This window comes from Saccharibacillus brassicae, from assembly GCF_006542275.1.
GTDB classification, from domain to species: domain Bacteria; phylum Bacillota; class Bacilli; order Paenibacillales; family Paenibacillaceae; genus Saccharibacillus; species Saccharibacillus brassicae.
The window spans coordinates 5,205,649-5,230,823 of sequence record NZ_CP041217.1 but is presented as its reverse complement, the minus strand read 5'-3'; the positions used below and the strand labels follow the sequence as shown (position 1 = coordinate 5,230,823).

Genomic DNA, 25,175 nt, shown 5'->3' with positions numbered 1-25,175 from the left:
CCGTTTTTTTTATTTTTTTACTAAAATCAGGAGAATTGTCAAGAGTATAAATAACGGTTTTTCCCGGTTATTACGATCGGAAAGTTCCTTATTTTCCCTCTTGTGCGAAAGTATTCATTCCTTTACGATGATGGCGTATCCTTGATCCGGGGATCACGAACGGTTCCTTGTCGGACAATCACGGCACGCCCAAGATCCAATTCGAGAGGATGAATCCCATGACTTTGATCGTATCCAACCCGCAGCAAACTCCCGGCAGCAGCGTTCAAGCGTTTATCGACCTCACTTTGCTGAACTGCAAGCTCAAAGGCGTCTACCAGTATCAGGCGACTCCGGCGGCCGGAGACAAGAAGGGACAGACGCGGACGCAAATTCTCGTAATGCCGACCGACACGGAGCCGCAGGGCATGACGCTGACGAGCCTGATTTATGAAGTCAACCAAATCATCACCTCGTTCGGCGGCGGAGAAGAGGTCACCGAAGCCGAGATGAAGCAGACGCTGGATTCGATGGGACTACCGGATTTTTCGAATATCTTCGTCCAGATCCGGCAGCTGTTTATCTACACGGATACGCTCAAGATCGAGGAAGGCACGTCTTCCGGCACGTGCGAATACGCGTTCAACTTCGTGATCACGAATCCCGTCAAGCCCGACGAGAGCCTGAAGCTGTTCCATATCAATCAACTGGGGCTGGCCGTCTACAAGACGAACCGCAAGAAGATCATCGAACGGATGCAGCTTGAAGACATTGCCGAGCTGCTGGCCTGATCCGGGGGAGGCGCCAACCGATGGAAGTCTACGATGACGAATCCGCTCCCTCGTTAACCGTCGCGTTATCCGCCAGGTTCCAGATCAAGGACGCGTTGTTTCAAGTCGTGCTGCTAAGCGGCGAAGCCGGAACCGAAGTGTCGGGGGAATGGGTCAATCGGGACCGCTCTTTCGAGCTGAACGACGCGGCTGCTTACTTCGATATCGTACTGCCCGATTTTTTGAACTTCGACTGGCGGATCGCCAAGATCCGGCTTCGCTATTTCTCTTCCGACAGCCGCCTGAGCTTCCAGGCGGTCATCCGCGACTTCGGCGAACTGCAGTTGGAATCGTCCAAACTGCCCGGCCGGCTGCCGCGCAGGTATGAACTGAACCTGGCTTTTCCCCGCACGCTGGAGCTGTCGGATCTTCCGATCATCGGCAGCTTTTGCGATCCCGGAGACGGCTTCCGCTTCGAGGCCATCGCTCTTCGGTATATGCCGAACGTCGAAGTTGTTTTTTCCCTGCGCTCGAAGCTGGTCATCCAGGGAACGACCGTGCCATTCGACGTGGATTACGTCCAATCGCTCAAGCCGCCGCTCCCGCATGTCTCTTCTTCCGCGCTGACCGGCACGACTTCCCTTCCTGTCCACACCATCCATTGGCTCGATATCGACAAAAGCTTCAGTGTGCTGTACGTATCCAAAATCGGCTTCAGCCTGTTCGAATCGGAGATCGAGCTGTATCTGGACGCCAGCTTTACGATCGCCATGCTGCGTATCGATTTTTACGCGCTCAGCGTCTCCGCCCCGCTCAAAAAGCTGACTGACGTCCGGTTCGAACTGGGCGGCTTGACGGTCAGTGTCGAGCGGCCGAACTTCAGCTTGTCCGGCGGTCTGTATCATTCGCCGACGGACGAGACGCTGTATAACGGTTCGCTCGGCTTGAGAATCGGCGCGTACCGCTTTCAGGCGCTCGGTTCGTACGGCGAGCTGCCCGGCAGCGGAGAGAAAAGTTTTTTCGCTTATCTGATGCTCGGTCTGCCGCTTGGCGGACCGGCTTTCTTCTTCGTCACCGGGCTTGCGTTCGGCTTCGGGGTGAATCGTTCGATCCGGCTGCCCGATCTGCAGGGCGTCCGCGCGTTCCCGCTCGTCTCGGCCGCGATAGGGGATACGTCGCCGCTTGCGCCGGATACGCCGCCGAGGCAGGCGCTCGGCGCGCTGAGCGAATTCGTCGTGCCGGAATCCGGCCAGTATTTCATCTCCGCGGGGCTTCGTTTCCTGACGTTCGGCGTGCTGGACAGTTTTGCTCTGCTCAATATCGAGACGGGCGGCCGAACGGTCATTTCGCTGCTCGGCTTGTCTACCGCTTCCATTCCGCCCAAGCTGGCCGACACGCATCCGATCATGCGGGCCGAACTTGCGATCAAGGCGGTATTCGATCCGGGTCAGGGCGTTTTCATGCTGACGGCCGCTTTGACAGACGCTTCCTTTTTGTTCGATCCGTCCTGCAAGCTAACCGGCGGGTTTGCGATCGGATTCTGGTTCAAAGGCGTTTACAGCGGCGATTTTATCGTCACGCTGGGAGGATGCCATCACCCGAATTTTCAAAACATACATTATCCCGAGATTCCGCCGCTCGGCGTCTCTTGGATCGCGAGCGACCGCGTGTCGGTCAAAGGAGAAGCGTATTTCGCGCTGACGCCGTCCTGCCTCATGGCGGGCGCAAGCCTCAAGCTGCTGTTCGAATGGGGCAATCTCAAAGCGTGGTTGTTCGCGGCCGCCGATTTTATCCTGCAATGGAAACCTTTTTTCTATCAGGCGAGAGCGCAGATCAGCGTCGGCGTATCTTACCGGATCAGCCTGTTCGGCATCGGCAAAACGTTCAAGGTCGAGGTCGGCGCGGGGATCAAGCTCTGGGGACCGGACTTTTCCGCCAAAGTCTACGTGGACTGGTATATCATCTCGTTCACGATCGGCTTCGGGGCGGGCAGCGAGCAGGAACCGCAGGCGATCGGCTGGGACGACTTCGCCGCGAGCTTTTTGCCGGGCGCTTTCGGCGCCGACCAGCGGATGCCGGCAGGGATGCCGACAGGCTTTTCGGCGGCGGATACGGCCTCGGCCCTATCCCCGGAAACGTCTTCGGAACCGGCAAGCCTGAGCAGCATCGGCGTAACCGACGGGCTGCTGGATCGCTACCGGGATCACAACGGCCGCGACGCTTACGTGGTCGACGGATTCCGGGCGGCGTTCCGGATCGAACACAAAGTGCCGTGCACCCGGCTTGCGTTCAACGGCCGATCCTTGCTGAGCCGGGAGTACCGTCTGGATCTGCCGCCGATGAAGCGGGAGCACGTCCGCATGGACGTCGACGTGAATATCCGCGACGCCGCGACCGGCCGGCTCGTCGAGGGAATGGACGCCGCGGCCGAATACCGCAACGTGCCGGCCGCGCTGTGGGGGAGGAATGACGGCGACCACGATCTTCCGCTCATGCCGGTCGGCGGGTCAGTGAGTGTACGGCGCTTCGCTTCTCCGGTGCATCTGCTGCCGGAACGGGGCGCGTACGAAGAGTCGGCGTTAAACGCGAGAGAGTCGATCACGAAGCACGTCGTCACCCGCGTCCCGGTGTTCGCGCCGGCGGTCCCTTACCCGACCGACCGTGCGGCCGCTCTTGAGCAGATCCGCCGCACGCTCGGCGTTTCCGCCGAGCGGGAGCGGCTGCTGACGGAGACCGCGGCCGCGTTCGGCACGTGGGATCAGGCGCGAATCGGCACGTTGGCCAGCGATCCGCAGGCTGTCCTGTTGGCCGTCCCCGCGCTGCGAACGACCGGCTCGGCGGCAGGGACGGTGCATGGATGCAGACCGGGGTAATCCGGTTACCCCGAAAGAGAGGCGAGAAGACGATATGGGAAAATCGATTCGTTTGGCCCAACGGTGCGAACCGGCTCTGACAGCGGGCACGTACGGGATCGAAGTCCAAGCGGTCACCGACCTGACCGCTACCTTAACGGACGCGTTCACGGAATTTACGGTCGCGACCGAGCGGTTCAGCCTGCCGCCCGATCAGGTCTATTCCGTCTACCCGCCTCGCGAAGCGGTCGGCAGCTATACGGAATGCCTGCCGCATATCGTGCTGAACCGCCGCACGCTGCCGTGGGAGAGACAGCTGATTAGCCGGCTGCCATCCATGCCCTGGCTGGCGCTGCTCGTGTTCGACGAGACGGAGAGCTTCACCTTGACCGAGAGCACATGCGAGCAGGCGCTCAAGCCCGAAGCCGGAACTTTCGTCCCGGCTCTTGTGCGCGAAGCGTACGAGAAGCCGGACGCGCCGTGCAGCTATGTGCAGTTGGACGCGAAGCTTGCGGCCGGCGTGCTTCCGTATGCGGAAGCGCTGGCGCTGCTGGCGCACGGCAAAGGCGTGAGCCTGGACCCCAAAGTGACGGACGCTTCCGTGCAGGACGAGTGGTTCGCGACGATCGTGACGAACCGCTTCGGGCTTGAACCCGCAGGCGATCGGGCGGTTCGCCACACCGCCTGCCTCGTCTCGCTCGAAGGCTACGAAGCGTGCCTGGAAAACGAACAAGGCAGACGGCAGGCGCTGGACGGCTGCCGGGAAGTGCGCATGATCGTGCTGGCGAGCTGGACGTTCTCGATAGCCAAATCGCCGTTCGATTTCGCGTCCGCGTTCGCTTCGCTGGATGCCGCGATGCTGGCGACGCCTTACTCCGGCGCCAACGAGACGGTGCGCCAACTGTCCGACCTCGGCTATATGCCAATGAATCATCAGGTGCGCGACGGCAGCCGAACCGTCTCCTGGTACCAGCCGCCGCTTATTCCTTACGCCGAACCAAAAGAGCCGTTGATCTGCGCGCGCTTCGCCGATCAATGGCTGCGTTACGACCCGGAGATCGGCATGATGGATATCCGCTTTGCCGGCGCGTGGCAGGTTGGCAGGTCGATGGCGCTGGCGGATCAATCGTATGCGCAGCGCTTGTACGCCTGGCGGCAGAGCAACGTGCGGGCGGCCCGCAGCGCGGTGTACCGCGGGCTGCTCGGCGCGCATCTGTCGGCGCCTTCGGACGAAGCGACGCTTGCGCCGGGACCGGGCGACGATTCGATCGGACATGAATTCGTCCTTGCGGCAGGCCGCGATCGGCGAACCGGAGGTTCGGACAGCGGCCGGGAGCGGCTGCGGCAGCAGCTGAACGAGCGGTATCGCTCCCTGCTCGGGGAGGGCATCGACGATGAACCTGCGGACTGAGTGGGAACGTTCGGCGCCTGATCTTCGCGCGCAGGTCGGCCGCGTCTTCGGCACGTTGGCCAAAGAGCTGCCTCAAGACCCGGACAGCCAAGGCGGCGAACTGATCACCTGGCTGAGCGAGCTATGTCTGCTGGTCGACGTGCCGTTTCATTATTTGGTTCCGTCCGAAGCCCTGCTGCCCGCCAATGCGATTCGACTGTTCTACGTCAATCCCAACTGGCAGCAGGCTTTGGTCGACGGAGCGTGCAGCCCGGGGCGACAAGCTTCGCTCGACCTGGACCACGATCGGCAGCTGATCGACGCGGTGTTTGCGCAGATCGGCAAACAGGTCAAAACGGTCCGCCCGCGCCTTCAGAAAAAAGCGGTCGCGCCGGAGGAATTGGCAGAAGGGGTGACGACGGTTTTCGGCTTCCTGCTGCGCTCGCCGTTGGTACGCGGCTGGCGGGGCCTGGAATTTCAGGCACGTTCCGCAGCCGGCGAACCGCTGAAGGCGCTCCGCATCGAGCAGCTGTCCGACGACGTGCTGATCGGGCTGTTCGACGGCGTGCCGCATACGCTGGACATCGCCCAGCCGCCGGAAAGCTTTTTCTTCGGTTTCCAGGCGATCGACGGACATTACCGCAAGCGGCTCCGAAGCTTTGAGACCGGCGCGCTGCTGGAAGAGAGCGACACGGTTGACGTGGTCGTGCAGGACGCCAAGCTGCGCACGCTCGACATTTGCGCGACCGCCCAAAATATCGAGCGCTTTTTCCGGGTGCCCGTAACTTCGGCCGAGTTCGCGCTGCAAATGATCAAGACGCCTTATATCGGCCGGGTCGTCCGCAGAGATGCTGCGGACTGACCGACAGACTCGGCGCCAGGCTTCATCACAGGCTCACATGGAGAGAGGGGAAGAATCGCGATGTATGGATTTTTACCGGAACTGCACAACAAGGTACTGAATCAAATCGATCCGAAGACGGGCATGCTGGAGCTGGATTTTTCCGACGACGAGCACTACCATTTTTTCCTGGAACAGATCGGCGGCCTCGAATCGTTCGAACAGAAGCATGCTCATCTCCTGCCGGTGCTTCAGGAACTTCGTACCACTCCGCTGCTGCGAGCATCCAAGCTGTCGGAGTACGGCTTCCACGAAGGCCCGGACGACAAGATGGCGATCCAGAATCTGCTGTTCCAGCCGGCGGCGCAGACGGCTTCCGGATGGACGGCAGGCGCCGATCCGAAAGGGTTGACGCTTGCGGAGATTACGGCCGACTACATCGAACGGAAAGATCGGATCAGCGTCGTCTCCTATCTGTACGACGTGACGAGCGGGGAGCTGCTGCACACGACGGCGGACGAAGTCGAACATTCCCGCCAGTATAACGGCAAGATCCAGGCCGATTATCCCAATTACCTCGAAGATACGCCCCGACAGTTCATGATTCACAGTACGTTTTATTGTTCCGCCAGCGCGAGCGCAAGAGACGAGGTCGCAGCGCCCCGTTTGAATGCGTACGTGACCAAAAACACGGGATTTACCCTGCAGGGCAATACGAATATCATCAAATCGTTCACGCTGAACGACCCCGTGATCCGACCGGACCATCTGAACGACCCCAACCACAAGGAAGTCAAAATCTCCTATATCCGCGAAGGTTCTATTCCCGATTACGATTACACGAACGACGACCAGCCTTTTGTGGACGGAGACCATACGAGAATTTTGGTCCGCGTTCCGTTCTCGGTCACGGTCGAAGCGGCAGACAAATGGTGGATCAAAGGCATGGACGAATCGTACGGCTATCGCATGTGGCTGAAAAACATGATCAACGGCACGGTCAATTTTTACGGCGACCCCGATGCGATCATTCAGCACAAGGACGCGTTCGACGACCAGAACCGGTGTATCCGCATGACGTTCACGTTTCCCCAATCGTGGAACAATATTTTGGATTTCTCCAAGGTCGGCTACCAAGCGTACACGGACGTGGACTTCTATTCCTCGTTCGCCGTTCTTATGTCCGGTCCGTACGATCTGCCGGTCGGCATCTCGGTCAAAAGCGACGGCAAAGACTACGACCCGCTCAATATCCAATCGGCCAAAATTTTTATTCAATGGGGCTGCGTCGCCCGCGAGACGAAGATCGCGATGGCCGACGGCACGTTCAAGCGGGCGGACGAGGTTCGGATCGGAGATGACGTGCGCGACATGAACGACGCAGCGGTTACGGTCCGCAAAGTGCTGACGGGACCCGAAGCCAAACTGTATCGGCTGTCCACGGACTCCTACAGTGTGCGAGTGACGCCCGATCATATCATGTGCACCGAGCATGGCCTGCTGCGCGCGATTGAAGTCATCCCCGGCATGCGGCTCCATACGGTCGACGGACTGCAAACGGTCACGAAGACGGGCTGGTCGGATTACGGCGATACGGTCTACAATTTTGAATTCGATACCGAGACGGTGATGATTGGCAGCGGCTTCCTGATGGGCGACTCGATGCTGCAAAACCGTACAAAGGAGCTGGACATCCATGAACATTAATTTCCTGTACTTTACGGTCAAATATATCGCGTCCCGCTCGGGCTACACCGATCCGGAAGCGCAGTCGATCGCGGCCGCCTGCCAGTTTATTGCCGACAATAATCAGGACGTACCCGTGTATCTCAAAAAAGACCGGTTGTCCGAAGCGATCAAGCAGCGCCATCTGTACCAAAACGAACCGTCCAAAGGACCCGATATGTGCAAGGTTCCGCTGCTGCTGTCCGCGATCGACGCGGAAAGCGACACGGACGCCTGGAAAGCGGAGCTCACAAACGTGCACAATCAAAAAGAGCGGCTGATTCCGTTCGACTATTTTACCGATTCCGCGCTCACGGACGACGGGGAAGAGGACAATACGGACTACCGGGTCCATCCGATCCAGACGCTGCAGAGCAGCGAAGCTTTTGCCCGGCTGTTTCGCGCCGCGGCGAAGCGGTATCGGCCGGTCAGCGATCCCGATTCGACGCAGGCGCTCCGGCGTCTGGGCGTGCTGCTGCATATCGTCTCGAACAGCTTCGCTTACGTGCCGTTCAACGGCTACGCAGGCGATGTGAACGACTGGACGATCGTGGAAGTGAAAGACAGCCGGACGTTCGCCGACATTACGGATCGGTATAAGCTGGCTAAGGACCAAACGTATCCGAAAGTAGGCCATTTCAGAACGGGCCGCGTATGCGAAGATTACAATATCCAGTTTATTCTGAAAAATAACACGTTGATGAACAGCCATACCCGGCTCAGCAACGACTATTTTGCCAAAACGGCCAAAGCGCTCTACGGGTTCTTGTGCCAGTTCAGGGGTCAGTCTCCGTCCGATACGGATTGGCGCGACAATGTGCTGCCGTCGCTGATTCAAGGATGGAATACGGACGCCGGGAGCTATGCCGATCTGCAAAAGCATTGGAACGAAGCGACGGGCGTGACGTACGGCTACGACGAAAACGCCGTGCGGCAGTCGATCGTGGATCTGGATTCGGCTTTGAAGCCGGATCAGCAGGGTTATTTCGATTTTCTGCTCATGATTCAGGACGTCCGGGATACGGTGCTCGGCAAATTGAAGGGGGCAGAAGACATGCAAAGCGAGAATCAAAACGGGGCCGGCGGATGGAACATCGCGGTGTCCCCTCCCAATTTTGCCGGAGACGATTACGAATTGTCCTTTGCCGCCGCTCTGCCCGCCAAGCTGGATTCGCTCGCCCTGATCGCGACGGTGATCGACACGAACACGCAGGAGCAGATCAAATCGCAGACTTACACGTATAAAAGCGTCAAATCGATCGCCGAAAAAATGCGCCTGAGCATTCCGGACGACGATCAGCAGCTGACGGCCCGGCTCGTCTTCGTGTGGAGCACCGAGAAGGGGCGGCAGCAAAAAACGTTTGTCCAAGACTACGCGGTGCGGGGCAATTCGTCCGTGCTTGCGCAGCTCGACCGCATTCATCCGGTCAGCCGCACCGGCCGGCCCGCGATCCAGATCGTGAACGGCACGCCCAGCGAGACCGCGGATTACAATTATCCGCTGAACGCGATGTACATCGACCAGGACAGCGTCAGGCGGCTCGATCTGTACGCGCCGATCGAACTGCGAATGAAGCTGGCCGACGGCTTCAAGCTGCTGGACTACAGCGATCTGCAGCTTACGCTGACGCCGCCGTCCGGGTCCGCGCTGCGGTACTGCAACAACTCCAAGTTCGTCAGCTTCAAGCCGGACCCCGATACCGGGCTTCTGCAGCTCACCGCTGTCGAAGAATGGAAAAACCGCCTGGTCGCGTCGGATTTCAGCGCCAGCCTCGCGAAGATGAGACTCGGTATTCAGGTCACGCTCGAAGTCGGTTCGGAATCCGAAGAAGGCTATCGGAACGTTGCGATCGACACCGGCAGGGACGCCAAGCTCGCGGTCGGGATCGAATACCTGTGGAACCTGTAGAGGGAGGACGCCATGACGCAAAGCGAGCTTGAAGCGAACCGGATCTGCGTGCCGATCCGGCTCGAAGCGATGCCGGTCGGAGCAAGTCCCAAGCCGACGGTATTCGCGAATATTCCGGACGACTTTTCCCGCTTGAGCCTCGACCTGCTGGGCAGCGCCGTACCGTCCGATCTTATGGGCACGCAGACGAGGCAGAAGCCCGGCGTGCATCTGAACTGGAGTCTCCCGGAAGGGTTGAGACAAGGCTTCCAGGCACGCGAAGAGACCGAACCGGAATACCCGAACGTGCCGGAGCGGTGGATCGTAACCCGGCTGTGGTCGACCGAAGCGCAGCCGGATCTGCTGCTGGCCCGGCATTGGATCGTGGAGAGCGACGCGCTCGAAGAAGGCGCGGACCTGAGTCTTCATAACGCGGACAGTTTGACTTATCCCAGACCGGAAGATCCCCGGAGACTTTACCGCATTCTCGGCCGGTCGTACCCGCACGAAGCGACGGTCGCCGAGCCGGCCGGACGATTATCTTCGCTGACCGCGCTCGGTCCGGGCAACCCGGCCTTTTCGGCGATGTATCCGTATCACGTGAACGTGTTAGGCTTCTACGACGACCTGACGGACGAGACCGGCAGTCGCCTGGAACACGTATCGATCGGATACGTCGTCCGCGGGATGTACCGGGACGGCCGGGCGCTGCTGCGTTCGGCGGAAGAGTGCCGCGAACGTTACGGCTGGCAGCCGCCGGAAGCGCTTGTCTATCCGGCGTCGCCGGTGCTGCACGGCATGCTGAGCGATCTGCGCTGGATCGACGACCGGACCGATTATAACGGTCCGACGATTCGCAATCTGCCGATGCCCAAGCTTGCGGTAGGCAATACGTCCGCCGAAGCAGTCGCGGCGCTGCACGGCCAGCACGAACGATCCGGCGAGCGCCTGATGAGCGTGCTGCTGCACGATCAGAGCCACAAGCTGCTCAACCTCAACGGCATCTACCAAGCGGACTACGCGCAGCACGACCGGCGCTTCGTCGTCCATGCCGAACAGAAGGCGTACAGGCTTCAGCCCGACCGTCCGGAGTCGGACGAATCCGACCGGTCCGATCTGTCGCCGACCGACCGGATGGTATACCGCAATTTGCAGCGCGGCATCGACGAGAGGTATCGGTTGTCGTTCGACGCGGACGCCAAGCGGTCGTCAATCTACGATCTATGGTGCAAATACATGATCAAAGCGCAAAACAAAAATCCAAACGAAAAGCCCGCGATCCGAAAATGGATGACGGCGTACCGGGAGCAGCTCTATCAACGCATCCTTGAGCTGGACAATGCCGAGATCGCGCTCGAACAGGCGGAGGAGCATTTGCGGCTGCTTGAGCGACAGCTGGCGGCTGCCGTGCAGGGCGCGTACGAATTGAAGCAGGCTTCCGGCAGCCGGTATTACGTGCCGAATCCGCCCGTACTGCTGCTGTCGGGCGCCGGCCGCGGGCCGCTGTTCGATTCGCAGTCGCCGGAAGGCGGGCAGGCGGCGCTGCCGTGCCGGACGCTGCGGGAGACGATCAGCGCGCTGCGCTTCGAGATTACGGTAAGAGGGCAGGCTTACGCGCCCATCATCCAGGCCGCGGCGCTGCTGCCTATCGCGATGGTGCAGGGCGAGTATCCGCGGCTGCTGCTGGAAGGAGCGCTGCTCTGCCCGGGCAGCGCCGACCGAATCGTTACGCGGATTGCCCAGCAGCTCGGGCTGACGCCTTTTTCACCGGAAGAACGCGCTCAGGTCAAAGCGCAGGTGCGCCGCATGCAGCGCGAGCTTACGGCGAAGCCGGTCGACCCGGAAGAACGGCTGCCCAGTGCAATCTTCGCCGCTGTCTGGACGCCGCCGTGGAATCCGGTCCTGCTCTGCTGGCGCGGCTTGTATTACCCGGACTCAGCATTGATCGGCAGCCGGCCGGCGCTGGACCACTGGACGTTCGGCGAGTCGGACTATGTGTTCAGCGGTCCTCCGGTCGATACCGGCAATCCGGTAGCCCTTAGCGGCCGTATCTTCCTGACGCCGCATATCTCGCGGCAGCTGCAGGCGATGGCCGCCAAGACGCTCGGGGACGATCTGCCGGGGAGTCTGGGCACGCTTCACCAAGCGGATTACTTGTCGCAGGCGCTCGACGGATTCAACGAAGCGTTCCTGATGAGCCTGCTGTCGCTGTGCTTCCCGGTGATGGTTCCGCCTGCCGGAAGCGCCGAACTGGCGGACGACGTGGCGAACGCGCTGACCGGCTATGCGGTGGAGCAGCCGCGCTTCGATACTTTTTTCTCGCCTTTGCGCGGCGGCTTCTTCAAGTTCGACCAGCTCCGGCTGATCGATACGTTCGGACAGTTTCAGGAGATCGACTGCGGCGAATGCGCACGGGCCGAAGATCTGCGGGACTCGGCGGACGTGCTCGGACAGTATGTGATGCTTCCGCCGCGGTTTATCCAGCCGAGCCGGCTCGCGTTCGACTGGATTCAGGCGAGGAGCGCGGAGATTTGCGATTTCGACCTCGCGGATTCGCCGGTGTGCGGCTGGTTGATGCCCAATCACGCGGACCAGACGCTGATGATCTACGACGAGCGGGGGTCCATGCTCGGCTATTTGATCGCGACCGCATTCGACGGGAACGGCGTGCAGTGGCGGGACGCCCCCGGCAGGCCGGCGGCTCCGGCCGCGGCGGGCCTGCCGGGTGAACTGCCGGCTGCGATGAATGCGGAGATGCAGGGATTTCTCGGCGAGATGCTGCGCCGCAGCCGCGAGTTAGGCGAAGACGTGCTGACTCCGTTTCTGCGGACGGTCGATTCGGCGCTGTGGGACGTCGACCGCCCTTCATCGGCGGCGCCCGGCGGCCTGAGCCTGTTCGTCGGCCGGCCGCTGGTGCTCGCCCGGGCACGCATACGGCTCGTACAGGCCGGCCCGCCTGCGGCGTACAAGCAGTTGGAACCGAACAACAAGCCGGTTCCGCCGATTCCCGATATCTCGATCCGGGCGTTCGAGATGCCGCTCTGGATCGGGGAACAGCGGCATACCGAAGACGGCACGATCGGCTTTTTCGTGCAAAGCGGCGATTCGGCGCAGCACGGCTACAGGCAGTTCAACAGCGCGTATGCGCCGGAGAACGTACAAGAGCATACACCGGAGAATGAAGCTTCCGGTTATTTCCGCCGCAATCGCCGGATCGATATTCCGGCGGACGAACGAGCGGAAGGCACGACCGTCTCGCTGATCCTGGACCCGCTATCTTCGATACGCCTGATCAGCGGCATACTGCCGGTCTCGGAGCAGCGCATTCCGCAGGAGCGGATCGAGTCCGCGCTGAATCGCCTCTACGTGATGCTGTACACGGGTCCGCTGCTGCTTGGCGAAGGCCGTCCGCTGCTGCCGCTGACCCGGCTGCCGGACCGGGAATGGGCGTTGATCACGCCCGGCGAGGCCGAAGACTGGATCGAGACGCAGCCGCTCCAACCGTCGAACGGGAACGCATTTCTGGCCGCACCGCCGATTAGGGCGGTCGAAGGCTGGCTGCAATCCAAAAAGGGAGGCGACCATGAATCCAAACCTTCAAGCTGAATCCGAACGGCTCGACAACTGCCGGTATCTGCTCGATGTCGAAGACAACCGTATCGAAGTGAACGAACCACCGACGCTCCTGAAGCGGGATTATCCGGTACGGGACCGATTGACGTTTCAACTGTTGAACCCGGAGCGCGCCAGCCGGCTGGTGTTCGATAACCCGGCCAAGCTTACGGCGGAACAGATTCTCAATAAGCTGCAAGCGCGGGAACCGGTCAGCGATACGTCTTATGTCCGGTTCTTTTTCCCCTACGGGGATGGGCAGGGAGACTTCATCGACGCGCAGCGGGGACAGCTCATCTCGTTCGAGACGGAATCGGGCGATTGGTCCGTCGCGCAGGGCGTCGTGGAAGACGGCTTTCTCAGCTTCGTCGTGAGCTGTTACAACCGGTATGTGATCGAGACGCTGTTCAGCGTGTACTTCCGCTGCCTGAACATCCAGTCGTACGCGCCGGCAGGACTTACGTACGTCTATGCGGATATCCGCAACGTGGTCGGGATCGAGAACGTGATCAAAGTGTTCCCGATTCAGAAGACCGCCGCGGTACCGCAAATCAATCGCTTCTTCGGCGAACCGACCACGGTGGGCGTCGCCGGACCCGTCCGGTTGAACTGGCAGATCCGCGGCGCGGACAAAGGGCAGCTTACGCCGGGCGAGATCGATATTTTCTCTCTGCCGGCTCCGGGTACGGACGTGGCACTCAGCCGGAATATGGCGTACCGCTTATCGATCACGGGCAGCGGGTCGGAGACGGACGCGTGGGTGAACGTCTACGTGCAGCCCCCTGAGATCGAGCGGCTGGATTACGATCCGTCGACCGGTCTGGCAAACTGGCACTCCCGCTACGACAATCCGCTGCGGCTTGGTCTGGGGAATGAGTGGAGCGCCGTCGAGCAGAGCGGCAGTCTGCAGCTCGCGCTGCCGGTCAAGCCCCAGCTTACGCTGCGTGCGGACGGCCGCCTCTATAGGGAAGCGGTCGGGCTGAACCTGCAAGGGTTGACGCTGGAACGACCGCAGCGGTTTCGCAGCCGTATTCGCGTCTACGCCGGTTACGTGCAGAGCCGTTGGACCTGGGTGACGCAGGGCGCGGCGACCGTTTCTTTTGAAATTACCGAAGACGGTCTGCTCTGGCATGCCGCCTCCGCGGACGCTTCGGGCACGTTCGAATACGTATCCGACGCTCCGCTGCCCGCCGCCCGGCTCGTCTGCACGAAAAGCGACGGCAGCACGTATCCGATTTTGCGTTTGGAAGGGGAGGCGGCGGAATGGATCGTTTGATTCAGGCGAACGTGCAGGGCAGCAAGACGCTCCGGCTGAGCGAGCGCAGCGCGCATACGGATCTGCTGTTTGCGAATACGCTGAATATCGAGATCGTCAATGTCAGCTGCGCCGAGACGGCTTCGTTTGTGAACGATCTGCCGGAAGGGTCGCCGATTCCCGGGATCGAAGAAGAACAGAACGTCGTCTCGGTCATCTATGTATATTTCCCGCTCGGCACCGGCGAGGCGTATCTGACGACGGAAGAGTGGGCTTCCAAAATGGTTGCGTACGCTCCGTACAACTGGGCCGTCGAGCGGGCGTTCGATCCGGCTTACGGCATGTACTTCAAGCTGTATCCGCTGTATGCGTACGATCTGGCTCCGAGAGACAAGTTTTATATCAGCATCGGCAGTGTGATCGCGTTCGGCGAATTGGAGAAAATGGTATATACGGCTGTCCGTTTTCCCGCTGTGGCGATGTACGGCGGACCTGAAGATGCGAAGCGGCAGGCGGAGGGAGAGAGCGTTACGGCGGGCGGAACGGACTTTTTGGCCTTTTTCAAAAAAAGGGCGCCGCTGCATATTCCAAGCTTCGACTGCGATCGGACCCGCGTGGCGGTAGGCGACACGGTCACGCTCCGCTGGGCCGCTGCCGGCGACGTCGAACGATGCGTGATTACGCCGGGCGATACGGTCGTCGACCGCGTAGGCAGTCTGGAGGTCCAGGTATTCGAAGATACGCCGTTCCGGTTGTACGCATTCGGCGAGGATCGGCAGGTCGCCCGTACGGTCACGGTGTATGCGGAAACTCCCGCGATTACCCGGTTCGTCTCGGATTGTCCGCACAACGAAACAAAGTACGGCGAGCGGGTCACGCTGTCTTATGCCGCGACGAACGGCTGCGATCTGTATCTCAACCAAGGGATCGGACGGGTGCGCGGCAGTTCGATCTCCGTGCTGCCCGCAAGACCCGAGACCGTGTACACTTTGAGCAGTATGGGAGCGGAAGGGCTGATCCGGCAAAATCTCACGATCACGGTGACCGATTACTTGAATGTGCAAGAATTCACTTATTACCGCACCGGTCGTTCGCCGGACACGTACCGATATTACTTGTCGTGGAAAGTGTGTAACTGTACCACAATCCAGCTGACGACGTCCGACGGACAGCTCCGCAGCTCCGGTCAAGACGCGGGCAGCCTTCAATTTTCCGATCCATCGCAAGTTCCGCTGACGCTCACGCTGTATTGCACGGGCACTTCGGGGCAGATTCTCGATCAAGTGTATATTGTGTGAAAAAATAGACAGCGGAGATCGGCGGCGACTCGCATAAAACGGCACTTCAGCGCAGCCAAGCACAATCAAAGCGCAGCAAAAAGGCTGTTTCCCGGCAGTATGCCGAGAAACGGCCTTTTTGGGACGATACGGATTCGACGCGGATCTATGGAATGACTTGCAGCCGCCACGACGACCAAGCAAATACAATCGGCAAAATGATAAGCAGACAATCCGAAACTATTCGCTTATTTTTGATATATTTCTTCACAAAATCAGTATTTTGTACATATGTCTATAAGCAGCCGAAAAGCCTCATCGTCCCGGTAATCCGGCTTTTCGGCTTTCTGCTTTTAATTACGTTACATATTTCCGTTTATGCTTCGTTCAACGGCGCCCAGACCGCTCTAGTCCACGCGATTTGCAGGCCTACCCGTTCCATATTATTTTGGCTGGAGCTGCCGAAGGATGCTTGAGCCACGACCAGTTCGCAGTTCGCTTTATGGGCTTCGTGCATTCGATGCCGCAGCAGCGCCGTTTGCAAGCCTTTGCGTCTGAATGCGGGAGCCGTGGCCGCCAAGGTCAGAGAAGCGATACGGTCGCTGCCGATATGCATAACGGCTACGGCAGCCGGTTCTTCGTCCCATGCAGCCAAGAACATTTTCCAACCCGGACGATGCAGTAGCCCGATATTGTTGTTCGCAAAATGATGTGTATGTACGGGATCCATCCCGGCGCCGATACAATGAATGCCTGCATAGAGATCAAAATCCGCTTCGGTCTCGATCTGACGGATCTTGATCCTTGAAGGCAGTTCGGGCAATTCGGCGCTGGGCAGCCCGTACAGCACGGAATGAAAACCGTCCTGATATAAGCCTTGTTCGGTTAACTGCCTCAACATCTCCGGATGACTGCCTGCCGGATTGACGTCCAACTGAAACGCCCTGTTTCTGGATCGGTAAAAAGCAATAATTCCTTCCAGTTGGTCGGCATCGCTTTGCGAGAAACCTTTGACCGAATTGAACAATCCCCACGGCATCGTTTGCACGTAAAAAGCGGTCGTATGTCCGAACTGCGCGATCTCGACGCCTTCCGGATTGCCGTCCCGCTCGCCGATCGATCTGATCCTTGAAGCCAAATATTCCGTTTCGCACGCTACCAGACATTTAGCCAATGTTTCGTTTATAACGGGTAATCCCACGAATTGTCCACTTCCTTTTCATTGATTAAGTGCCGTTTGGATCAGCTCTGCCATTTCCGCGCTGCCTTTCGACGAGGCATACGCCAACGGCGTCAACGATTCGCTATTGGGAATCGAGAGATTTGCGCCCTGTGCAATAATCAACTTGGCGATCTCTAACCGGTCAAAATGCACGGCGACATGCAGCGGCGTAAATCCTTTGCGCAGCTCCCCTTCGCACCTCGAATCGATGTCCGCCCCTTTTTCAAGCAGCATGTGGACAAGGTTCATATGATTGCCGGCTATCGAAGCGTGCAAAGGCGTATTGTTGAGCTTCCCGTCTGTTCCTTTGAGATTCGGATCCGCGCCATGACTTAATAAATAAGCCGCTGCTTCTTCCTGCCCGAAATGAGCGGCAAGTCCAAGAGGCGTATATCCGTCGAAGCTGTGGCTGTTCACGAGCGTCGGTGTCTCGCCCACGATTTCCGCGATCCGCGCCGTATGACCGACCGCTGCCGCTTCGTACACGTTAAGTTCGGCGCCTTTTTGCAGAAGCAGTTCCCTAATCTCGTGAGCCCGGTCATATGCAGACATCAGTACGGCCGTCTGCCCTTCTTCCGACTTGGCATCTTTCAGCTTCTCGTCGATCTCAAGCAAATATTTGACTTGATCGAGATTTTGGCTTTTGACCGCTTCCAGCATCTCATTTTTCAACCGCTGCACGCTCTGTTCCAGTTCCTTGGCTTTTATGATCAATTCTTCCGACAATTGCACGCCGATAGCGATAAACTGCGAAGCGGCTTCCGAACGGCTCTGCGCAAGACCGGCGTTCACCAGCAGATCTACTGCCGTGAGCGTCGTTTCGTCCAGCCTTACCGAGATCACGACGCTGCGGGTTGATTTTTTGCTCATCTCCTCCACTCCTTTTGTTGTAATAAGTATTACGATGTTAGATTATCATGATGCAGCGTTTATTGTCAAAAGCAAAAACGGACCGATACGTACCGGTCCGTTTGATATAACCCTGTTTTGATCTAAGCCTATCTTGACGTAACCTTATCGCCCAACGTTCACGATCTGTCCGATCCAGGTCGGTTCGCTCACGGCAGCTCGCGCCAGGCAGTCGGCACAATCGGCAAAAGACAAAGGGCGAAACGGAGCGATCCGCGCGGAAGGACCTGCCGTATAATCCGCCGTAGCCGCGGACTCGTTCAATCCCGCCGGCCGCACGATCACCCATTCCAGGCCGCTTCCCCGCACCGACTGTTCGGCAGATGCTTTATCGTGAATCGCTTTGGAGAAGACGCGCCGATTAAGTCCGAGCATGCACCGATCCAGAGCAGACAGCTCTTTCCCGTCGCTCAGGCCGATTCCGCTCTGCATGACGAGACGATGGACTCCGGTACGCCGGCAGGCTTCGACGATATTGCGCATCCCTTCCGACATCACGGTGCCGGGCGAGAAGTTGGCCGCCATGATATCCAGCACGCTTTTGGACGAAGCCGGGCCTGCGGAACGTCCGCTTGGGCCGATGCAACTGATCACCGCATCCGTGCTTGCGACAGCTTCTGCCAGGCTTGCCGCGTCATAGACGTCGGCCTGCATAGTACAAAGTCCTTTGGCCGCCCGGATATTTTCCGGCCGCCGAGCGACCGCCACCACTTCATATTCCCATTCCAACAGCCGCTCCACCACTTTTCGGCCGGTACTTCCCGTTGCTCCGATGACCGCGATTTTCATCCCTATTCCCCTTTCGACAACCGATCCTGCTCAAATGCACATTCGTGCACCGAGAAGCCGTTAGGTATAATTGTAGGGAAATGCAAGTCGGCGGCAATGATCAAACAGGCCGCTTTCGTGCATTCATGCACACCCGAGCGGATATTGTGCACGATTTTCCGAAAAGCGGGAGGTTTTTATAAAGTGGGTATCGATCGAAGAACGCGCAAGTCCCAAGAAGCGATCAAACAGGCCGTCGTTGAACGGATGGCGGTCAAACCGTTCGATCGGATTACGATCCAGGAGATTGTCGACCACGCGGACATCAGCCGAAGAACGTTCTATCTTCACTATATGGACAAGTTCGACCTGCTCGATCAGCTGATCGAAGAACAGATCGACCGGATGCGCCAGCTCTGCGAGTCGACCGAACAAGACGCCAGCTACCGGGAAATGGGCTTGGTATGGTTCGAGTATCTGGAACGTCATGCCCTGTTCTTCTCCGCCGCACTGACGAATAAAGGCAGCTCTTTTTTTCGAAGCCGGCTGCTTGATTTTTTCCTGCATGAATTGAAAAAAAACGAGGTCGCCTGCCCGGACGAGGTCGATATTCAGTTTTTGGGAGCGGCTATCGTAGGGATCGTCGAATGGTGGTTTGAACAGGGCATGCCGCTTGCTCCCTCCTTGATGGCTCAACGAGTCGGCTCTTTGCTGGAACGGAATCTGGACATGCACTAAGCCGCCAAAAAAACAGTCGAATCAACAAAGAACCGTTTTGCCCGACAGGTGTCGGAAGAAACGGTTCTTGGTGATCACTCGCCAACACTTATCCATTCGGATGCCGTGTTCAACCCACTTCCAACCCGTAAGCCCGGCAGGCTTCTTCCAAACCGCCGGCGAAGAACGTCTCCGACGTCGTGAACGCCCATTCTCCGTCGATTTTGCGGAATTGGCCCAGCACCAGCGTGTCGCATACGGCGCTCGGCATATATTCGAACGTGTGGTACAGGTCCAGTTGGTTGTCGATCGTCAGTTCCACTTTGCGCTTGTACGTATCCAGCGAGCCGACGATCACGATACGCGTACAGTGCGCCGGCAGCTTAGCCAGGTCGAGCATGAGCAGCTTTTCCCATACGTTGTCATTGATCAGCTGCACGCAGCCGCTCGGATGTTCCGCCTGATTGTAGAAAATGAAGTCGTCTTCGCCTGCGCATACGTCGTGCTCGTTCACGAGGAACGCCGACAGGTCGATATCGACTTCGTCTTCCGAATTGAGCTTGGACAGCTTGAGGGTCAACGCATTCTCCGCCGAGACGCCGATCCGCGACCGCAGCCGCTCTTCCGTCTTGTCGAGCTGCGTCTTGTCCCACACTTCCACGCCGAGCTGCTCCGCCATCTGCAGCGCCGCGCGGCTGAAATAGCTCGTCGCCACGACCATATAGCTCTGGCAGTCGTACATATTCGCGCCCGCGTACACTTCCTGGATCGCTCTTACCGGCACGACGTTGCTGAAACATTTGAGCTGCACCGCTTTGCGGACGCCGCTTTTGACCAGAATGAGATCCACCCCGTAGTCCGGCGCGTACGGATCGCTCGTCGGCACTTCGACGTCATAGCCGAGCTTGGTAAACAGGTCCTGCATATGGTATTCGAACGTACGGCCGTCGAGCGCGATCTCTTCCAGCACTTCCGGGGTAAACGAATACGTCGTCGTCAGATCGGGGATGCCGTAGCTCTGCGCCACCTGCTCCATGCCCGCCTCGTAGCCGTTGCCGATCGCGTTGAAGCGCCATTCGTCTTTGTAGGCGTACAGCGCTCCCAGTTCCAGAGCCGTATTGCCGGAACCGTTCTCCATCTCGACGTCGTAGCGCAGCATTTCGCGGTTATCATACGTCATGACGCGGAGATACAGCTCTTCCGGAACGCCGTTTGGCATGACGAGCGTAAACAGGATTTTGTCCAGTCCCGCCTGTCCAAGCGCCGCCAGATTGACCGTATACACTTCCATGTCTTCCGTCGGCAGCTCGCGTCCGTCCACATGCGTCACCCCGACCGTCGACTTGTTGCCGAAAAAGGCGATGCTTTCCGCGTCAGGCAGCCGATTGTTCGTCAGCAGCATGCCCGCCGTCAGGCATTCGCCTTCCGACGTTTTCCAGCCGATGCCCACCTTCAGGCTGCTGTGTCCGACCGGCGTTTTGGAACCTTTGACGACGCTTTGCGAGTCCGAACGGTCTTCCGTTCGAATGACGCGTACCCGTCCGCTCATCGGCAGATCCGTTTTGTTGATGTACTGGGTAAATTTGTTGAAAATTTTGCGGTAGAGGACCGACGTCGCCAGACCCGAAATTTTCGGGGCGTGCGTCAGCGTGACGTTCTTGGGCGTCTTCTGCGTGCAGCGCAGCGGATAGCCTTTGATCGAGATGAAGTTCCAGAACAGATGCGGGGCATTCATGGAGGCGATCGGATTCAGGTAAGGCGTCACTTCCTCGTCCGTGAACCAGATAATATGCGTCAGTTCGCTCGTCGTAAACAGTTTGGAAAAGAGGTCGATCCGCTCGCCGCGCAGCGGGTCTTTGGCGTAAATCTCGTCTTTGAGGTAGGTGTGCGTATTCTCGTGCGTGAACGGCGGCAGCCGGTAAAAGGAACCGTCCGACTGCGCCACCACTTTGACCGGTCCGGCAAACGTCAGCGGGGACAGCTTGTTGAACACCGTCTGCATATTGCTGCGCTTCATGTATTTTTGCAAGCCTTCGGCGGCGTTGACGATCAGGATCACGTTCATCTTGTCGGCTTCCACGCCCTGGCGGCTTAAGTAGGATTGATACGAACTGCGGTAACTGCTGGATCCCATAATGGTTCCCCCTTGAGGAATTTTCTTTATAAACATGAATGTTACGTCCTGAATATCCATTTACTTTCTAAATAGTACTCTCTTTCTTGCCGGAAGTGAATGTCTAAATCGAAAAAACCCACCGATTCGGCACAACCGAATCGATGGGTTGAAGACTGGGCGGGTTAAAGAGCGGACGGGTCGAAGCATAGACGGGTTGAAGATCGTCTATAGGCGGCTTCGATTTTCCGGAACCCCGAAGCCATGCGCTAACTGCCGGATACCGTTACCGTGATCTTCGCCGTCCGGGTCTCTCCGGCGTCGTTGATCAGCACGCCCTCGTACTCGTAAGCGCCCGGCGCCCGATCGGCAATCTCGGTCATCGCCGACTGCGCGCCGGGCGTCTTGCCTGGCAGCGTCTGCGTATCTATGAGAACGCCGTTCTCGTACAACTCATACTCCGAAGCCTGGGTCCCCCACCACAGATTCATATCGATGCGGTAGCTGCCGCCCTCATCCCAGTTATCGTGCGACAAAACGGCCTGCGCCGGGTTGGCATCCGTGACCGTCACGGTTAGCGGCGCGCTTGCCGTGCTTCCCAAAGCGTTGACCAGCTCGCCGGTGTAGACATACGTACCGTTCGGCTTGCCGGCGATATCGATCCGCACCGACTGCGCGGCCGGCGACTGTTCGGCAAGCTTCCGCTCTTCGATCAGTTTCCCGTCCTCGTACAGCTTGAACGAACTGCCGTTGACGCCCCACCACAGATTCAGGGTGACCGCGTAATCGCCGTCTTTCAGGCCGGTGTCGTGACCGTTATCGTCGGACAGCACCGGCGTTCCCGGCACACCGGCCGGCGGCTCCGCGGGTTCTTCGCCCGGTTCTTCGATCGGCTCGTCGCCCAGCGTCACGGCAGCCGACAGCGGAATATTCAGCTCTTTGACCAGACCTGCTACAAGCCTGGACACTTGAATCGCGCCGTCCATTTGCAGATGCGTATTGTCTTCTTTCGTTCCGACCCACATAAACAGGCTTTTGGTCCCTTCGGGGCCGAGTTCGCGGAAATAGTCCCAGCTCGCCTGATTGAGATCGACGAGCAGCGTATCAGTCTCCCCGGCGACTTCGGTCATCGCCTGTACGTATTCCGGGAAGCTTTTGTTCAGCACGTCTCCGGTATAGTCGCGCCGGTTCACCGGCGTCACGAGCACCGGCGTCGCTCCCCGCTGCCTTGCGCCTTCGATATACGTGTTCAGGTAGACTTTGAACTGTTCCGGCGTCACATAACGTTCCGGTCGGGACGGCGTGGAGTCGTTATGCGACCACTGCATGAACAGATAATCGCCTGCGCGTACGTCCAGCAGCAGCTCGTTTAGGTGTCCGCCGACGAGGAACGTCTTGCTGCTGAGGCCGCCGACGGCCCGGTTATCGATCTTCACTTTCCGCGGATCGAAGAATTGACCGAGCGTCTCGCCCCATCCCGCCTGCGGGCGGTAGCTGTCCGCGTAAGGGGCGACGGTCGAATCGCTGGCCAGATAGATCGTCGGCTGATCCGCCGATCCTTGATCCGGCAGCCGTTCGATCGTCAGCGCGTTGATCTTCGGCGCATGGCCGGCAAATTCGAAATCGAACACGCCGTCGATCAGCGCCACGTCATACGTGATGTCGCGGAACTCGCCTGCCGGGATCGCCGTCAGCGGCAGCTTGGGCATCTGCTCGGCGATGACGCTTGCGCCCGTCGCTTCTTCGGCGTCGCCGACCGTCATCGATACCCGGTAATTGGCCGGCTCCAATTCGACCCGAAACGAAGTGCCGTTGACCCGGACGAAGTCTCCGGTGAGCGCGTCGCCCGCTGCCCGGTTGCCGTCTTCGGTCAGCGCCGTATCGGCAAAGCCGTACCCGTTGCCTTCGATATAGGCATGCGCGGCCTGAACTGGCGTGTACCCTTCCGCCGCTTCGCCGGAGCCGAAGTCAAACCGGTAGCCGCTAACCGGCGCGATCTCTTCGCGGGTGAGCGAATCTTTGGCGACCTGCAGCGTATGGCGGGCATGGTCGACTTGGGCCTGCGTCGCGGCGGCCGTATCCAGTATCTCTTGCGCAGCCGCCAAAGCGCGGCGGAGCACCGCTTGGGAAGCGTCGGTGTACGGCGACAGATCAAGCGCCTGCAGCTCTGCATGCAGCTTCATGAGCGCTTCCTTGCTGCCGGTCTGCGGCGGCAGCTGCGTGCCTTCGATCCGCACATTGTCGATCGCCGTCGTCCAATTCAGCGTCCCGGAACCGCTTTTCCTCGTGCCGAGGAAGCGGATCGAGCGGACGTTGTCGGCATAAGCGGCCGGGCTGAGCGCAAGACCTTCGACCGTCTGCGTCACCGACGGGTCGCTCAGGCTGCGCAGCGTCAGATCCATTGTGCGGCTCGCGAAGTTGATCGCGGCGTCCACGCGGACCCACTGGTTTTTCGGAATCGTCGTGGCGACGCCGCCGCCGGGAATCGCCGTTGTGCCCGTGCCGTAATCCGCCGCGTACGGACCGACGAAGTAATGCAGCTTGTCGTCGCTAGTTTTGGACACCAGCGTAACCAGCGCATTGTCATTGGCATCCTGCAGCGTCAGATGGCCTTCCGACGGGGAGGCACCTACGCTGCCGGAGTTCCAATCGAACTGTACCTGCACCTTGTCGCCGTTCACGGCATCGAACAAACGGAACGTTTTGGCCCGATGGCCGGAACCGCTGCCGCTCAAAGACAGCACTTTGCCGCCGGCTTGCTCTGTCACGGCGCCTGCCATCGTGCCCCCGAATCCGGCTGCATTGACCAGCGCGTACCGGACGGCGGCCGGATCGCCTTCGAAATCTTCTTCATACCGCTGGGCTTGCGGCTGCGGCTCCGGTTCTTCAAGATTCGGGTCGATGACCAGCGGGGACAGGCCGAGATTCAGACCTTTGACCGCTTTCGCGACCAGGCCGGCGATTTGCTGCGCTCCGTAGCCGCTGAAGTGCGTATTGTCGCCGACTCCGTTCGGGTATTTGGGATATTCGCCCGGATTGGCGTACAGGAACAATTTCTCCGCCGCCGCATTGCCGATCGAATTATAATACGCGAGGCTGAGCGCGCTGAGGTCGATCAGCGGCACATCGAGTTCCTGCGCGACTTCCTTGGCGGCCTGCACGTACTCCGGGAAGCTGACGTTAAACGTCTGCGTCGCCGGATTGAAGTCCCGGCGTCCTACCGGCGTGAGCAGCACCGGAGTCGCGCCGCGCTGCTTGGCCCCGTTGACGTAGCGGGCCAGATAAGTCTTGTAATCCGCCGGCGGCGCGTAGCGGTCCGGAATGCCGGCGCTGGCGTCGTTATGCCCGAACGACACGAAGACATAATCGCCCGGCTTGATACGATTCAAGATTCGATCGAGCCGTCCGTCGACCAGAAACGATTTGCTGCTGCGCCCGCCGATCGCTTCGTTCGCGACCACGGCGCCGTTTGCGAAGTAACGGCCCAAAGACTGGCCCCAACCGGCTTGAGGCGCCTGGGATTCGCTGTACGCCTGCATCGTCGAATCGCCGGCCATATAGATCGTGGCGGCGGCTCCGGCTTCTTTTTCCGGATACCGCTCGATCTCAAGTTCCTGAATATCGATCGCCGTGCCGGTGAAGACAAATTCAAGCCGGCCGTCTACCAGCGCCGCGTCGTACGCATAGGTCAGCGGTTCGCCCGCCGCGACCGAAGTCTGCGCCAGCCTCTGCACGAATTCCGATTTCACGCCGACGTTCGCATCGCGCTCGTCGCTGCCAAGCTTGAGCGTCACCTTATAATTGGCGTTCGGCAGATCTACCGCAAACGTCGCACCGGCCGCGGCGGAGACGTGATT

General features: G+C 59.3%; 14 protein-coding genes and 1 pseudogene. 10 read left to right on the top strand and 5 right to left on the bottom strand.

Features of this window, described 5'->3' with window-relative positions:
* Positions 1-218: 218 nt before the first annotated feature.
* Genes FFV09_RS21805 through FFV09_RS21765 form a run of 9 tightly spaced genes read left to right on the top strand, consistent with a single transcriptional unit; the run spans position 219 to position 15,610 of the window.
* Entirely contained in the window at positions 219-770 is a 552-nt protein-coding gene (locus FFV09_RS21805) for a hypothetical protein (protein ID WP_141449802.1), read from the top strand.
* 20 nt (positions 771-790) lie between these two features.
* The gene (locus tag FFV09_RS21800; protein WP_141449801.1) at positions 791-3,622 is read left to right on the top strand and encodes a DUF6603 domain-containing protein; all 2,832 of its coding nucleotides are present in this window, start codon (positions 791-793) and stop codon (positions 3,620-3,622) included.
* Positions 3,623-3,656: 34 nt separating this feature from the next.
* Positions 3,657-5,012 (top strand): hypothetical protein, encoded by a 1,356-nt coding sequence (locus tag FFV09_RS21795; protein WP_141449800.1) that lies wholly within the window; start codon positions 3,657-3,659, stop codon positions 5,010-5,012.
* Entirely contained in the window at positions 4,996-5,853 is an 858-nt protein-coding gene (locus tag FFV09_RS21790; RefSeq protein WP_141449799.1) for a hypothetical protein, read from the top strand. Before FFV09_RS21795 ends, FFV09_RS21790 begins: the two co-directional genes overlap by 17 nt.
* Before the next feature lie 60 nt (positions 5,854-5,913).
* Entirely contained in the window at positions 5,914-7,539 is a 1,626-nt protein-coding gene (locus tag FFV09_RS21785) for a Hint domain-containing protein (protein WP_141449798.1), read from the top strand.
* Entirely contained in the window at positions 7,529-9,466 is a 1,938-nt protein-coding gene (locus FFV09_RS21780) for a DUF6765 family protein (RefSeq protein WP_141449797.1), read from the top strand. The genes FFV09_RS21785 and FFV09_RS21780 overlap by 11 nt, the downstream gene beginning before the upstream one ends.
* A gap of 12 nt (positions 9,467-9,478) precedes the next feature.
* On the top strand, positions 9,479-13,051 hold the full coding sequence (locus tag FFV09_RS21775; protein ID WP_141449796.1) for a hypothetical protein: 3,573 nt from the start codon (positions 9,479-9,481) through the stop codon (positions 13,049-13,051).
* Entirely contained in the window at positions 13,029-14,333 is a 1,305-nt protein-coding gene (locus tag FFV09_RS21770; protein ID WP_141449795.1) for a hypothetical protein, read from the top strand. The genes FFV09_RS21775 and FFV09_RS21770 overlap by 23 nt, the downstream gene beginning before the upstream one ends.
* The gene (locus FFV09_RS21765; RefSeq protein WP_141449794.1) at positions 14,321-15,610 is read left to right on the top strand and encodes a hypothetical protein; all 1,290 of its coding nucleotides are present in this window, start codon (positions 14,321-14,323) and stop codon (positions 15,608-15,610) included. The genes FFV09_RS21770 and FFV09_RS21765 overlap by 13 nt, the downstream gene beginning before the upstream one ends.
* Before the next feature lie 355 nt (positions 15,611-15,965).
* Here FFV09_RS21765 and FFV09_RS21760 read toward each other — a convergent pair whose 3' ends face one another.
* The 3 genes from FFV09_RS21760 to FFV09_RS21750 form a co-directional block, all read right to left on the bottom strand.
* The gene (locus tag FFV09_RS21760) at positions 15,966-16,727 is read right to left on the bottom strand and encodes a GNAT family N-acetyltransferase (protein WP_141449793.1); all 762 of its coding nucleotides are present in this window, start codon (positions 16,725-16,727) and stop codon (positions 15,966-15,968) included.
* An 81-nt stretch (positions 16,728-16,808) separates the two neighbouring features.
* A complete protein-coding gene (locus FFV09_RS21755; protein WP_141449792.1) occupies positions 16,809-17,681 on the bottom strand; it encodes an ankyrin repeat domain-containing protein in 873 nt (290 codons plus the stop codon).
* A 144-nt stretch (positions 17,682-17,825) separates the two neighbouring features.
* Positions 17,826-18,509, bottom strand: coding sequence for an NAD(P)-dependent oxidoreductase (locus tag FFV09_RS21750; protein WP_141449791.1), 684 nt, complete (start codon positions 18,507-18,509; stop codon positions 17,826-17,828).
* Positions 18,510-18,692: 183 nt separating this feature from the next.
* Between FFV09_RS21750 and FFV09_RS21745 the strand changes: the two genes are divergently transcribed.
* A complete protein-coding gene (locus tag FFV09_RS21745; protein ID WP_246098409.1) occupies positions 18,693-19,226 on the top strand; it encodes a TetR/AcrR family transcriptional regulator in 534 nt (177 codons plus the stop codon).
* A gap of 109 nt (positions 19,227-19,335) precedes the next feature.
* Here the strand turns inward: FFV09_RS21745 and FFV09_RS21740 are convergent, their stop codons facing one another.
* Both FFV09_RS21740 and FFV09_RS24620 read right to left on the bottom strand, forming a co-directional pair.
* Positions 19,336-21,339: a TerD family protein gene (locus FFV09_RS21740; RefSeq protein WP_170315112.1), complete on the bottom strand. Its 2,004-nt coding sequence runs from the start codon at positions 21,337-21,339 to the stop codon at positions 19,336-19,338.
* 248 nt (positions 21,340-21,587) lie between these two features.
* Positions 21,588-24,869, bottom strand: a pseudogene (locus FFV09_RS24620) (GDSL-type esterase/lipase family protein); the annotation flags it as partial.
* Between the last annotated feature and the right edge of the window lie 306 nt (positions 24,870-25,175).